The 13,569-nt window shown below is 69.7% G+C and carries 8 protein-coding genes; 3 read left to right on the top strand and 5 right to left on the bottom strand.

All coding sequences use genetic code 11. The features are described 5' to 3' along the window. Window positions 1-71: 71 nt before the first annotated feature. The 4 genes from ABT352_RS25335 to ABT352_RS25320 all read right to left on the bottom strand — a co-directional run bounded on the left by ABT352_RS25335 (window position 72) and on the right by ABT352_RS25320 (window position 4,667). Complete coding sequence (locus ABT352_RS25335; protein ID WP_350947404.1) at window positions 72-485, bottom strand: sensor histidine kinase; 414 nt, start codon at window positions 483-485, stop codon at window positions 72-74. A 178-nt stretch (window positions 486-663) separates the two neighbouring features. Then, on the bottom strand, window positions 664-2,706 hold the full coding sequence (locus ABT352_RS25330) for a bifunctional copper resistance protein CopD/cytochrome c oxidase assembly protein (protein ID WP_350947403.1): 2,043 nt from the start codon (window positions 2,704-2,706) through the stop codon (window positions 664-666). Next, on the bottom strand, window positions 2,703-3,305 hold the full coding sequence (locus ABT352_RS25325; RefSeq protein WP_350947402.1) for a copper resistance CopC family protein: 603 nt from the start codon (window positions 3,303-3,305) through the stop codon (window positions 2,703-2,705). Before ABT352_RS25325 ends, ABT352_RS25330 begins: the two co-directional genes overlap by 4 nt. A gap of 87 nt (window positions 3,306-3,392) precedes the next feature. Next, entirely contained in the window at window positions 3,393-4,667 is a 1,275-nt protein-coding gene (locus tag ABT352_RS25320) for a helix-turn-helix domain-containing protein (protein WP_350947504.1), read from the bottom strand. A 1,378-nt stretch (window positions 4,668-6,045) separates the two neighbouring features. Here ABT352_RS25320 and ABT352_RS25315 point away from each other — a divergent pair. The 3 genes from ABT352_RS25315 (at window position 6,046) to ABT352_RS25305 (ending at window position 12,354) form a co-directional block, all read left to right on the top strand. After that, window positions 6,046-6,480, top strand: coding sequence for a helix-turn-helix transcriptional regulator (locus ABT352_RS25315; RefSeq protein WP_350947401.1), 435 nt, complete (start codon window positions 6,046-6,048; stop codon window positions 6,478-6,480). A 534-nt stretch (window positions 6,481-7,014) separates the two neighbouring features. Further along, entirely contained in the window at window positions 7,015-9,927 is a 2,913-nt protein-coding gene (locus ABT352_RS25310) for an AfsR/SARP family transcriptional regulator (RefSeq protein ID WP_350947400.1), read from the top strand. 204 nt (window positions 9,928-10,131) lie between these two features. Further along, entirely contained in the window at window positions 10,132-12,354 is a 2,223-nt protein-coding gene (locus ABT352_RS25305) for a xanthine dehydrogenase family protein molybdopterin-binding subunit (RefSeq protein ID WP_350947399.1), read from the top strand. A 30-nt stretch (window positions 12,355-12,384) separates the two neighbouring features. Here ABT352_RS25305 and ABT352_RS25300 read toward each other — a convergent pair whose 3' ends face one another. Beyond that, window positions 12,385-13,434, bottom strand: a complete 1,050-nt coding sequence (locus ABT352_RS25300) for an excalibur calcium-binding domain-containing protein (RefSeq protein WP_350947398.1) — start codon at window positions 13,432-13,434, stop codon at window positions 12,385-12,387. Window positions 13,435-13,569: the final 135 nt, after the last annotated feature.

Genomic DNA, 13,569 nt, shown 5'->3' with positions numbered 1-13,569 from the left:
GAGCCTCCGGCCTGGAGCGACGCCCCCTGGGGCGGCGCCTCCGTCGGGGATCCGCCCGCTCGGTGTCCCGGTCAGTCCTGGCGGGGCACCACTCCGGTGACGGTGGTCCCCTCGCCGGGAACGCCGTTGACACCGAGCGTGCCGCCTAACTGCTCGAAACGGGTGCGCATCGCGGTGATGCCCCGGCCCCCGGCCTCTCCGAAGAAGCCGACACCGTTGTCACTCACCGTCATGCGCAGGCCGCCGCGCCCGGAGGTGACGGCGACGGAGACGACGCGGGCCCGGCTGTGCCGCTCGGCGTTGGCCAGCGCCTCCCCAAGCGCGGCCAGTACGGCTCTCGCGACCCCGGGCGGAACGCCCTGGGCGGGCAGCGCCCAGATCTCGACGGCGATCCCGGTGCGCTCGGCCCACTCTGTGAGTTGCTCTTCGAGCGCTTGGGCGAGGCTTCGGCTTCGGCCCTCGCGTACGCGCACTTCCTCGGACACTGCTCAACCTTCCTGATGCACATTGCAGCCCCCGGCCCCCCGACCGGATATGTGGATGGGCGTGGCGCGCGATGACGAAGCGCCGCACCCGCTGCGGTGAGCACGAGCCCCCTGAAAACACAGGCTACCGGGAGGTGTCCTTAAGGGGGCTCGAAGATAGAAGGCCGTAGCTGTCCGGCTACTCCGCGCCGTCTCGCCTGTTGAGTTTGGCCAGGTAGTCATTGTACGCGTCGAGCTGGGCATCGCCACTGCCACCGTCTCTGGCCGCGACGGCGTCGGCACGGCGGTCGGCGCGCCGGGCCCCGCGATCGTCGTGGCGCCACCACTGGTAGGCGAGCGCGATGAGCACGATGAGGGTCGGGATCTCGCCGAACGCCCAGGCGATGGCGCCGCCGGTCTGCTGGTCCTCGATCGCGGACGCGCCCCAGGTCCGGCCGAGCTGGTCGTACCAGTCGGAGGCGAGCACGGTGCTCATGCTCATCAGCGCGATGCCGAAGAACGCGTGGAACGGCATGGTCACGAACAGCAGGATGAGCCGGGCCACGTGCGGCAGCCGGTAGGGGGCCGGATCGACACCGATGATCACCCAGAAGAACAGGGTCCCGCTGAGCAGGAAGTGCACCGTCATCACGATGTGACCGAGGTGCTCCTCCATCGCGGCGGCGAACAGCGGTGTGAAGTACAGCGCGTAGGTGGAGACGATGAAGATCGCGGTGGCGATCGCCGGATGGGCGATGAAGCGGACGAACCTGCTGTGCAGAATCGTCGTCAGCCACTCCCGCGGCCCCCGGTCGCCCCTGCGGGCGGCGGGCTTGAGCGCGCGCAGGGCGAGGGTGACGGGCGCACCGAGCACGAGGAAGATCGGCACCAGCATGGAGAGCGTCATGTGCTCGGCCATGTGCGCGCTGAACAGCACCTTGGCGTAGCGGGCGACACCGCTCTGGGTGGCGATCAGCAGGATCAGCACACCGGTGAACCAGGCGGCCGTACGCCCCTTGGACCAGGCGTCACCGCGCCGGGTGAGCCGTACGACACCGGCGAGGTAGAGACCGGCGAGCAGGGCGATGATCGTGCCGGAGAACAGGTCGAACCACCACAGCGAGGCCAGGTTGGCGAGCGAGATCTCCGGCGGCATGGTGTAGCCGAGCACCTCGAAGGCCCTGTCGACGGGCAGGATCGCCGGGGGCGGTGCGGTGCGGGACAGCGCGACGGCGAGGCCGACGGCCGCGAACATGACGACGATCTCGCCTCCGGCGAAGCGGAGGAACGTGCCGGATCCGCCCGCCGCGAGCAACGGCAGGGTCCGGGTGCGGTGCCACCAGCCGACGGCGCCGAGCAGTGCGAACGCGGCCGTCTTGGCGAGCAGCAGCAGACCGTAGGCGGAGGTGAACAGCTCGGAGATCGCGCTGAGCCTGGCCAGGACGCTGAACAGGCCGGACAGTCCCACCCCGACGAAGCACCACAGCGCGAGGGACGAGAAGCGTGCGGCGGCGATCTCCAGGTGCGGCTGACGGCGCAGCGCGTGCGCGCAGAGCACGCCGAGGCCGCCCACCCAGAGGGCGAGGACGACCAGGTGGACTGCGACGCCGGTGGTGGCCAGATCGTGGTTGGGCGAGGAGGCGGAGTGGCCGGTCAGGGCGGGCGGGAGCATGGTGGCCAGGGCGAGAACCAGCAGGCCGCCGGCCGCGCCGGCGGTGATCGCCCCACGGGCGAAGAGCGCGATCGCGACCGAGAACAGCACGACCAGGGTGAGCGCGATGCCCTGGGAGACCTGGCTGGCGAAGCTGGTGAGCTCGTCGCCGCCGAGCACGTCGGCCACCGGCAGCCCGAGCGCCTCCGAGAGGCTGAACACCATCGTGGCCGCGGCGGCCCCGGCCCAGACGAGGGCGATCCAGGAGGCGGCCTTGACGTAGCCGAGGGCGGGTTTGCCCAGCAGGCCCTTGTCGTTGGGAAGCAGGAACGCGGCGGCCAGGAGCGTGCCGACGGTGAGCACGCCCGCCGCGTCCATCGTCAGCTTCGCCAGCGGCAGGCCCCAGCGGGTGAAGGAACCCTGGTCGGGCAGGCCGGGAATGATGCGCGGGCTCGCGGCACCTCCCGCGATCATGGCGATCACCAGGGCGGCGACGGCCGCCGCCGCGCCCGCCAGAGCGAGCTTCACGACCCGGCCGTTCGCCGGCGCCTCGGCCTGTGCCGCCTGCGCGGCCCGCGCGGTTTTGCTCATGTCTTCTTCCTGCCGCGCATGCTGAGGAACAGGCCGATGCCGATGCCGGTCAGGCCTCCGACGACGATCCACATCCAGCCGGGGACGCCTCCCGAGGAGCCGGGTTCCTCGGACTGCCCGGCTGCGGCGGCCGGGCTGAGCGTGGCGACCGGCGTGCTCTCGGCGACCGTGCTTTCGGCGGCCGTGCTCTCCGCGGGTTCCGGGCTCGCCGAGGACGGCGACGGGGACGGCTCCGCGGAACCGAGCAGGGTGAAGGGGATCTCCCCCTCGATCGGGTGGCCGTCGGAGGACACGACGCGGTAGGCGATGACGTACGCGCCGGGAGGTAGATCTCCCTTGACCTTCTGGGTCACCACGGGGCCGTCGGCGACGGGCTTGCCGTCCTGGTACGTCTCGTCGCCGGAGCGCACGACGACGTTCGGGAAGCGCACCGAGGCACTGAACGTCAGCTTCACCTCCTCCAGGCTCTCGACCTTCGCGCCCTTGGCCGGATCACTGCTCTTGAGCCGGTCATGGGCGAGGGCGGGCGAGGCGAAGGCCGTGCCGAGAACGAGGGCGGCGAGAAGCGCGAGGGCGACCGCGACAGGGGAAGTCTTCATGGCAACCACAAGGCTACCGACGAGACCGCGCGGTCTCGACCCCCCTGTCCGATCCGCGACCGCGCGGGTCGCCCTCACCGTCTCGATCTACAGGCCGACGCAGGCCATCGCCCGCTTGTAGGCGTCGATGCTCCGGTCGGGCTCGTCGATCCGCTCCAGGACGCGGGCCGCGGTCAGCCAGGCATGGGCGGTGAAGCGGGTCTCGGGCGCCTGCTCCAGGCACTCGGCCCCGGCGGACAGTTCCCGCGACGCCTCGGCCTGCATGCCCAGCGCCGCGAGGGTCTCGCCGTGCAGCAGGCGTGCCTCCGCCTGCAGGGCCTTGGGCATGCCGTCGAGCAGGCCGCAGACGAAGCGCATGTACTCCTCGGCCCGGTCGGGGCGGGCGAGCAGCAGCTCCACCCGGACGAGGCTCATCGCGCAGCGCATCTTGGTGATCGAGCCGGCGGAGCTCTCCGCGAGCTCCTTCTCCACCTTGAGCAGCACGTCACGCCAGCTCTCGGCCTCCATGGGCCGGGCGATCAGCATGACCTGGGCGTAGTCGCCGCGCAGCCGGGCCAGCCGACGGGGGTCGCCGTACTCGGACTGGATGGCCAGGGCGCGCTCGGCGTGCGTGACCGCCTCGTCGGTGTGACCGGTCTCGACGGCGGCGATCGCGGCGCCCCAGTGCGCCAGGGTGAGCGCCATCGGGGTGCCGAGGAGCTCGGCGGCGGCGACCAGCTCGGCGGCGAACTGGCGGGCCCGCAGCAGGTCACCCCGCTCCACGTACGCGGCGAAGAGCTGGCTGCCCAGCCTCATGAGACCGTCGGTCCAGGCGGGCCTGACCGCGCCGGTGAGGATCCGCTCGGGAACCTCCATCGCCCGGGTGAGGTCTCCGATCTCGCGGTAGCAGCGCGAGAGCGCGACGGCGACCGCGATGTGACGCTCGGGGCTCATGACCGTCGTGTCGCTCTCGTGCAGCCCGCTGAAGAGGACGATCGCCTGCTTCAGGTCGCCGCAGGCCTCGGTCGCGAGGGCGAGACCGTACTCGACGTCCTGCCGTAGCTGGGGCAGGCCGGCCAGGCCGCTGTCTGCGAGAAGCTCGGCGTAGCGGTTGCGGGCTTCGACGACCTCGCCGTTGTCCAGGGCCATCTGTGCGTAGCTCAGCGCGAGCTCGATCTCCTGCATCTGCTCGGCGGTGACGCCGTTGATCAGATAGGTCAGGGAGCAGTCGAGTTTTTCCGCGAGAAGCTCCAGCACCGCGGGGGTCGGAGTACGCTTGCCACTCTCGATGAGAGAGACGTAACTGTCCGACAACTCTGGATGAGCGAGCTGCGCCTGAGAAAGACCCCGTTGCCGACGGGCGGTTTTGATGCGCTGCCCCACCAAGTCTTGACCGGTCACGTTACCCCTTGAAAGATATCATTTGAGCAGCAGAACCTACGACAGGAGTCTCCCCGTGCGCCGACGTCTTGCCTTGTCTGCCCTCGCCATGCTGTTTACGGCTACTTTTGCCGTCACTGGCAATGTTACGACCGCGAGTGCTGATTCGTCTGCCCCCTCGAAGGACACCGGCAAGTATTCTTTGCAGACGACTAGCGCCCAGGCCTACCTGGGCTGGAACCACCCAGACTGAGCGACGACTCAGCCCGGCCGAAGGACAAGGAACGACACACCCCGCCCCGCCCTCTATGGAGAGCTTCCAGCCAGTGAGCCGCTCCACCCGACGAAACCGGCGCGCTCGCGCCGATGTGAGCGCGCAGGTTTCCCTCATGCACGCTTCAGCAAGACGGAATCATTGAACACCGGGGCGTCCGCGCCCCCGGATGGTTGGCGCCACCGATCGCGGCCGAGCCGGGATCCGAACCCCTTCCGTGATGATCGTTGTTCCTCACGGAGGATCCCGGCCGGAAGAGCACACGTGTGTGATCCACTTTGTACACGTTCCGCTTCGTCGCAGGTCACGGCTCGTGGGCCGCATGACCCAGGTCGAGGGTGCCGCCGACGGCCACTCGACCTCTCGTAGGCGTCATCCGTTCCTCTCGCTTTTCGTCGCCGACCGGTCCGCAGGCCGGTCGGCTCACGACCCCCTGTCGCCGAGCGCCCTCTCGGTATCCTCACGTTTGGAATCAGTCGTCACCCTGAAAATATATTGAAACAATCCACCATCAAGTCAATGTCCTAAAGCGGTCAGCCGAAGCCAGGGAAGACGGACGGCCATTTCGCGGCGGACGCAAAGAAAGCCCCGAACTGTTTCGGCTCACGGAAAACCAGGAATGCGCACGCCCCACAGGAAAGTAAACGAGCATGATCCGCCCACGGGAAAGCCTCGGGGAAAGCAGCGAGCGCGGGCGGCTCGCCCCCACTTCGACCTCTCTTGAGTTCGGCCTCTCGCCCCAGTCGGCGCACACGGCACGTGCCCGCGAGCGTCTCTAGGTGATCTCTAGAATCACCTGCGACAGTGAAACGGCGAGAATCCCAGAATGATCCGGCGAAGTCCGGTGGCGGGAGTTCGCCTCTTCGGGCCCGGCCCGAGAAGGCCTTGCCGAGCACCCCTGCCACCGCCGGCCCGGACGACGAACGCGAGGGGCACATGACCCACTCCTTACCGGTCCCACCCTCCAGGGGAGAGCGATCCCAGGTCCGACAAGACGCCGAAACCCTGTGCTCATCCGCGAAACGGTCAATAGATGTGTTTCTTCCTGAACCAGGAAGAAACACTACGTTTCTCCAGATTTTCGATTCCCCCAGCATCCCGCCGGGGGTGCGGACGAGGATCGTGGTCGATTCGCCGTACGAAACAGCCGGTTTCCCCGCGTCCGTGGAGCTGAGGGTCGACCCGCTGATCTCTGAGAGATTCATGGTGATCGACGATCACATCGCCTTGACGGGCCACACGTCCCGGATGGCCGTGGTGCGTACCCCCGCGCTGCTCTCGTTGCTGGGAGACCTGTTCGAGCACGTCTGGTCACGCGCCGAACAGCGTCCGCGGGAGTGGAAGGCGCCGTTCTCACTCACGGAGCAGGAGAAGACCATCTTGCGAATGGCCGCGGAGGGCATGACGGACGAGGTGATCGGCCGCCGGCTCGGGCTGACCTCCCGCACCGTGCGCCGCCATATGGCCAACGCGATGGGGCGGATCGGGGCGCACAGCAGACTCCAGGCGGGGATCCGCATCGCCAAAGCGGGAATCGTCTAGGTTCTGCTTCCCGGTCTTCCGGTAACGGGTATGTGCCCGGAAGGCGCCCGTCGTGGTTTCCGGAGCGCGGCATCTCATCGTCGGTGAAGACGAGCGCGGCGGTCAGGTTCGCATCGAATCCGGTCCGGCATGTCTCGCCGACCACCGCGAGAGTCCTGGAGAATCCCTCCGGCCTCGGTGGATCACGCGTTCTCAGGACTCTCCCAAAATGGCCCGAATGGTTTCGGACGGCGTTCTGGCCACGACCACCCGGAATCGCTCTCGCGGACACTCCCGGGGACACGCGGAGACCATCGCCCGACTTGATTCATGTCCGGTTCCCGGACGTCCCACCTCGAATACAAAATGTGATCGGGTGCGTGCGAGAAGTGATCGAAATCATGTCGTCCGCGTTCTTACGGCATCCGGGCGGAGGATGACGCGACCTCCACTTCGACGCGAACCCATCGGCTGGACCTGGCTTCCGCGAATTCGCTACGCCATGCTTGACCGCATGTGGGAATCCGAATGGGCAGGACCGACGAAATCGTGAGGATGGATGACGGCCCCCGGCCGGGGGATTTCCACATCGGCGTGCTGGGCTCGGTGGTCGTCCGTAGACTCTCCGACGAACTTGAGTTGGGAGAGCCCCGGCAGCAGGCGATTCTCTGCGTCCTGGCCGCCAATACCGGACGGGCGGTTACGAAAGACCAGTTGATCGACGGCGTGTGGGGGGCGGATCCGCCGAAGACCGCGGAGCAGAGCGTTTACACGTACGTGTCCAAACTGCGGCGAACACTGGAGCCGGACCGCGATTCACGAAGACCTTCGAGGCTGCTCGCCTCCACCTCGGGCGGATACGCTCTGCGACTCGAACCCGGGCAGGTGGACGCCGAAGTGTTCAAAGAACACCTCGACCAGGCCCGGAGATCATACGCCGAAGGCTCCCACGAGACGGCCCTGCGGTTCCTGAGGGACGCGCTGAAACTGTGGCGAGGGCCGTGTCTGAGCGGAATCCCCGGCCCGTTCGCCGAGTTCGAGCGGCGCAGACTGGAAGAACTGCACCTGGTCGCGCTGGAACTGCACGCGGAGCTGCTGCTCCTGCTCGGACACCCGCAGGACGCCGCCACCCGGCTTGTCACCCTGACCGCGGAGCACCCGTTGCGAGAGCGGCTCCGAGAGCTGCACATGACCGCGCTCTACCACTGCGGCCGGCAGGCGGAGGCGTTGAAGATCTACCGGGAGACCCGGCGCCTGCTCTCGGAGGAGCTGGGCATCGAGCCGCACGAGAGTCTCCGCAGGTGCCACGAGCTGATCCTGCGCGCCGCCCCTCTGTCCGACCTGCCCTTGCCGGTGGCCTCCCTCACCCCGAAGCCGACGCACACCCGGCCCTCCGGGAACCGTACGGCGGCGGAGAGGACGACGGTCCGGCAGTTGCCACGTGATCCCGTGGATTTCGTCGGGCGTGCGGAGGAGCTCGTGCGGTTGAGAGCACTGCTCTCCCCCTGGGACGGCTCCCCGCCGCACCATGTCGTCGCGATCACCGGAGCGCCGGGATCCGGTAAATCGACCCTGGCCATCCGGGCCGCGCACCTGGTCCGCGACCGCTTTCCCGACGGGCAGCTGTACGTGAACCTGCGCGGGGCCACCCCGGGCATGAAACGACTCGAACCGATCGAGGTGATCACCAGGTTCCTGCGTGACCTCGGCATGCCCCCGCACACCGTCCCCGCCGACGTCGAGGAGGCCGCGGCACGCTGGCGCGGCGAACTCGACGGCCGCCAGATGCTCATCGTGCTCGACGACGCCGCCGGCCTGGCCCAGATCCGCCCGCTGCTGTCGGTGTCGAGGGGCAACGCGATCCTGACGACCAGCCGGGAGAGCTTCACCCTGCTCGACGACTGCGCCCGCGTGCCGATCTCCGGGATGCGACGGACCGAGTCCTCGGCGATGCTCGCGAAACTGATCGGAGCCGAACGAGTCGCCCAGGACAGCCAGGCCACGAAGCGCCTGATCGATCTCTGCGCGGGCATGCCACTCGCCGTCGGCATCGCCGGAGCCCGGCTGGCGAACCGGCCACGCTGGAAGGTGACCGACCTGGTGGACCGGCTGAACGACGAGCACGGTCGGCTGAGGGAACTGGCGGCGGGCGATATCGCGGTACGGACCAGCCTGGCCGTCAGCTACGACACGCTCGCCGGCAGCGACCAACTCCTCGACCGGACGGCCGCCCGCGCGCTGCGCGCCCTCGGCGTGCTGCAGACGGCCGACGTGACGGCGCACATCGTCGGCGCCCTGCTGGACGTCTCGGTGGAGATGGCGGAGCACGCCATGGAACGGCTCGTCGACGCGCACCTCGCGGAGATGGACGAGCCCGGAAGATACCGGTTGCACGACCTGGTTCGTCTGTTCGCCAAAGAGCAGGCCGCGAGCGAGGAGCCGGAAGCCGACCGCGACGCCATGCTGGACCGGGCGTTGAGCTCGTACGTCGGAACCACCCGCCTGGCCATAAAGGTGGGCCGCTACCCGCGCCCGGCGCAGACGGACGTCGACCTCAGCGCCGCACCCCTCCCACTGACCTCGTGCGAGGAGGCCCGCGACTGGCTGCACCGGGAGCAGGCCAACCTACTGTCCGCCGCCTCCCAGGCGATGTCCGCCTCCCGGGAACGAACCGCCCGGCTCGGGGTGGCCCTGGTCTTCGCACTGTTCTGGCACCTCCACCACACCGGTCTCCACGGCCAGCTCCTCGAGATCAGCTCGCAGCCTCTCGCGATCGGCCGGCGGCTGGACGATCACAGCATCGAGTCGTACGCCCACGGCTTCGCGGGTCTCGCGCTGAACATGGCCAACCGCCCGGCGGAGGCCGTGCACCACCTCCGGCATCAGCTGATCCTGTATCGCCGGCTCTCCGACGCGCACGGGGAGCAGAGAGCACTGGGCAATCTCGCCATGAACTACCTCGAACTGGGCCGCTACGAGGAGACCATCGACTGTGCCCGGAAACAACGGGAGATCGCGAACGCGATCGAGCACAGGTCGGGCGAGCACTACGCGCTCACCATGCTCGGAGCGGGATACAACGGCCTGCGCCGGTTCGAGCAGGCGCTGGAGGTGCTGGACGAAGCCCTGACCATGTGCCGCAAGGACGGCAACCGGTACCAGGAGGCGTCCGTGCACAACAGGATCGGCGAGACCCATCTCAGCAGGGGGGACGCCGTGTCGGCCAAGGCCTCCTTCGAGGCCGCTCTCGGCTGCGCGCGCGCCGAGCGGCTGAGCGTCGCCGAACCGTACCTGCTGCTCGGTCTGGCCCGCTCCCACCGGCTCCTCGGCGACACGGAACAGGCCTCGGCCTACCTCGCGCGCTCCCTCGCGACGGCCAGGGAGAGGGGGAACGCGGAGGTGGAGGAGCAGGCATTGACGGAGGAGGCTGTCCTGGCCCGGGAAGAGCCGGTCACGCCCCTGGGCTAGGCGTCTGTCCCGGCCAGGGCGGTGACACGGCAACGGATGCGCCCGTGGGTGGTTCCGGGAGCTTCGCGGGCCGCTCGACGGCAGGAGCCGTGGCCGGTCAACGCCCGGGTGCCGGGCGCAACCGCAAGAGTCGCCAACGGCCGCCCCCCGCGTTCCGTCGTGCCTGCCATGTCCTCCCCCGCACCCGGCTGATGTACTGCTGACATGAGTGGCATCGAAACGCGGCGGCATCGCGGCGTCGGCGAGAGCGTCCTGCGCCCCGACGGGACGCTGAAGGTGACGGGCGAGTTCGCCTACTCCTCCGACCTGTACCTGGCGGACATGATCTGGGGGGTCACCCTGCGCAGCCCGCATCCGTCTGCGTGGATCCGCTCGATCGACATCGGCCCCGCGCTCGCCATGCCCGGTGTGTACGCGGTGCTCACCCACGAGGACGTTCCCGGCGCGAAGTTCTACGGCCTGGAGCACAGGGACCAGCCGGTGCTCGCCGTCGACCAGGTCCGCTACCAGGGCGAGCCGGTCGCGCTGGTCGCCGCCGACCACCCCGAGCGCGCCAGGCGGGCGGCCGAGGCCGTCGTGGTGGAGTACGAGGTCCGCGAGGCCGTCACCGACCCGCGCCGGGCCGCCTTCGACGCCTCCTGCCCCTCGGTCCACGAGAGCGGCAACGTGCTGCGCCACCAGCCGATCCGGGTCGGCTCCACCTTCGAGGCCCCGGTGGTCGTCACCGGCGAGTACGAGGTCGGCATGCAGGACCAGGCGTTCCTCGGCCCCGAGTCCGGCCTGGCCGTACCCGCCGAGGACGGCGGGGTGGACCTGTACATCGCCACGCAGTGGCTGCACTCCGACCGGGAGCAGATCGCGCCGTGCCTGGGGCTGCCCGAGGAGAAGGTGCGGCTCTCCCTGGCCGGGGTGGGCGGGGCGTTCGGCGCGCGCGAGGACCTGTCCATGCAGGTCCACGCGTGCATGCTGGCCCTGCGCACCGGCCGCCCCGTGAAGATCGTCTATAACCGCGAGGAGTCCTTCTACGGCCACGTCCACCGCCACCCCGCCCGGATGCGCTACGAGCACGGTGCCACCCGCGACGGCAGGCTGTTGTACGTGCGGGCGGAGATCCTGCTGGACGGCGGCGCCTACTGTTCCACCTCTCCCGCGGTGGTGGGCAACGCGGCCTCCCTGGGGGTGGGGCCTTACGAGGTGGACAACGTCTGGATCGACGCCTACGGCGTCTACACCAACAACCCGCCCTGCGGCGCGATGCGCGGCTTCGGCGCGGTGCAGGCGTGCTACGCGTACGAGTCGCAGATGGACCGGCTCGCCGAGGCGTGCGGGATCTCCCCGGTCGAGGTGAGGGTGCGCAACGCGGTCTCCCAGGGGTCGGTGCTGGCCACCGGGCAGGTGATCGACTCCCCCGCGCCGCTCGCCGAGATGCTCAGGGAGCTCGACGCGATGCCGCTGCCCGCCGCGCCGGAGGTCACGGACTCACCGGATCTGCGGAGCCTGCCGGGCGGCGTCTCGCAGACCACGCGCGGCGAGGGGGTGCGGCGCGGTGTCGGGTACGGCGTGGGCATCAAGAACATCTGCTTCTCCGAGGGCTTCGACGACTACTCGACCGCGAGGGTGCGGGTGGAGCTGATCGGTGGCGAGCCGCACGTCCTGGTGCACACGGCGGCGGCCGAGGTGGGGCAGGGCCTGCTGATGGTCCAGGAGCAGATCGCCAGGACCGAGCTGGGGATCGACGCGGTGACGGTCGCGGGGGCGGACACCTCGGTCGGTTCCGCCGGATCCTCGTCCGCCTCGCGCCAGTCCTACGTCACCGGAGGCGCGGTCAGGGCGGCCTGCCAGGCGGTGAGGGAACGGCTCGCGAAGCTGACGGGCGACGGGACGTCCCTGGTGGAGGCGCTGGAGCGGGCCGGTGCTGTGGAGGAGACGAGACAGTACCGGCACCGGCCCACCTTCCCCCTGGACCCGCTCACCGGCCAGGGCGACTCGCACACCCAGCTCGCCCTGTGCGTCCACCGGGCCGTGGTGGACGTGGACGTGGAGCTCGGCCTGGTCAAGGTGGTCGAGCTGGCCGCCGTGCAGGACGTGGGAAAGATCATGAACCCGCTCGCGCTGGAGGGACAGATCCACGGCGGCTCGGCCCAGGGGCTGGGGCTGGCGCTCATGGAGGAGATCCAGGTCCGCGACGGGCTGGTGCTCAATCCCTCGTTCACCGACTACCTGATCCCCACCATCCTCGACATGCCGCCCATGCGGCTGTCGATCATGGAGAATCCCGACCCGAACGCCCCTTACGGGCTGCGCGGCGCGGGCGAGCCGCCCACGCTCTCGTCCACTCCCGCGGTGGCCGCCGCCGTACGGGCCGCCACCGGCCTGCGGCTGCCCCGGGTGCCCATCCGGCCCCACGACATCGCCCTGGAGGGATGACCGTCGCGGGGAGGGCCGCGCCGACCGGCCTCAGCCGGCGTCGCCCAGCTCGCAGGCGACGCCGTCGTTGTCCCCGTCGATGTACCACTGGTACTCCTCGTGGACACCCCGGGTGTAGGGGCCGTACCCGTTCTCCCTCGCGGCCTTGCAGGTGGCGAACTTGCGGTCGAGTCCCTCGGCGGACGTGTTCCCCGAGGTGGCTCCCGTGGTGTTCGCCGGGCGGTTCTGGCCGGTCCCCGAGGTTCCAGAGGTTCCCGAGGGGTTCGTGGCGGCCGGGTCCCCGCCGGTGTTCGCCGGAGGGGTCACCGGCTGGTTGTCGGTGGGGGTCACGGGCTGGTTCTGGTTTCCCTGAGGGGTCAGGGGCTGGTTCGCCGGAGGGGTCGCGCCCGGGTCGGCGGGCGGGGTGAAGACCGATCCGTTCGGCTGCGGGACGTCCGACGGCTGTGGGACGACGTCGCCCGAGCCGAGCAGCTTGACGACCATCGCGTCCGCCTGCTCCTTGGTGAAGGAGCCCGCGATGCTCAGGCTGTCGTCGGTGATCGTCTGGGCGACCTTGGGGGCCGCCACCACCTTCTGTCCCACGACGATCGCGATCTGCTGCCTGACCGGGTCGTCCGCGTTCACCGCCTCCGCGGTCAGGTCGTTGATCTGCTCGCGGAAGGCGGGCGCGAACGCGATCCTGACCGAGTAGGCGCCGCTCTTCTCCTGGATCGTCTCGATCTTCCTCACCGCGTTCACGGTGATCCCCGCGCCGAGCGAGTAGCAGTTCTGCCCGAGGTCGTCGGGATAGGTCTCGGCGACCGTGCAGGCTCCGGGCCTCACCTCGGTCACCGGGGCGAAGTGAATGGGGTTCGCCAGCCGCCTGGGTGGTGTGCCACCGAGCGGCATGTCGGGGTTGCGGGTCATGAGCACCGCGATGGTGCCGAGCACGCCGGTGATCAGCACGACGACGACGAGGGTGGTCACCAGGATCGCGGTCGTGGCGCGGCTCGCCCTGGGCGCCCCGTCCGGCGCTTCTCCGGCCCGCTTCTCACCGGTCCCCGGTGCGCCCGGGATCGGCCCGCCGGGTCCCGGGCTCACGGGTCCCCGAGCGGGGAGCTCCTTTCCTCCGGCGGGAGGCGGGAGGTCGGAGCCGGGGCCGCCCGGCCCCTCGGGAACCGGGCCGCCCGGCTCCTCCACGATCGGGTCCGCCGGATCGCCGGGGCCCTGCCCCAG

Source organism: Streptosporangium sp. NPDC000563 (assembly GCF_040299985.1).
Lineage (GTDB): Bacteria > Actinomycetota > Actinomycetes > Streptosporangiales > Streptosporangiaceae > Streptosporangium.
Note: the sequence above shows the minus strand (reverse complement) of the source record. Positions and strands in the feature narration are given on the sequence as shown.

What these genes read in the sequence shown, in the direction of transcription:
- ABT352_RS25330 (WP_350947403.1), bottom strand. Translation starts at nt 2,706, where the DNA reads ATGAGCAAAACCGCGCGGGCCGCGCAGGCGGCACAGGCCGAGGCGCCG.
- ABT352_RS25325 (WP_350947402.1), bottom strand. Translation starts at nt 3,305, where the DNA reads ATGAAGACTTCCCCTGTCGCGGTCGCCCTCGCGCTTCTCGCCGCCCTC.
- ABT352_RS25310 (WP_350947400.1), top strand. Translation starts at nt 7,015, where the DNA reads ATGGATGACGGCCCCCGGCCGGGGGATTTCCACATCGGCGTGCTGGGC.
- ABT352_RS25305 (WP_350947399.1), top strand. Translation starts at nt 10,132, where the DNA reads ATGAGTGGCATCGAAACGCGGCGGCATCGCGGCGTCGGCGAGAGCGTC.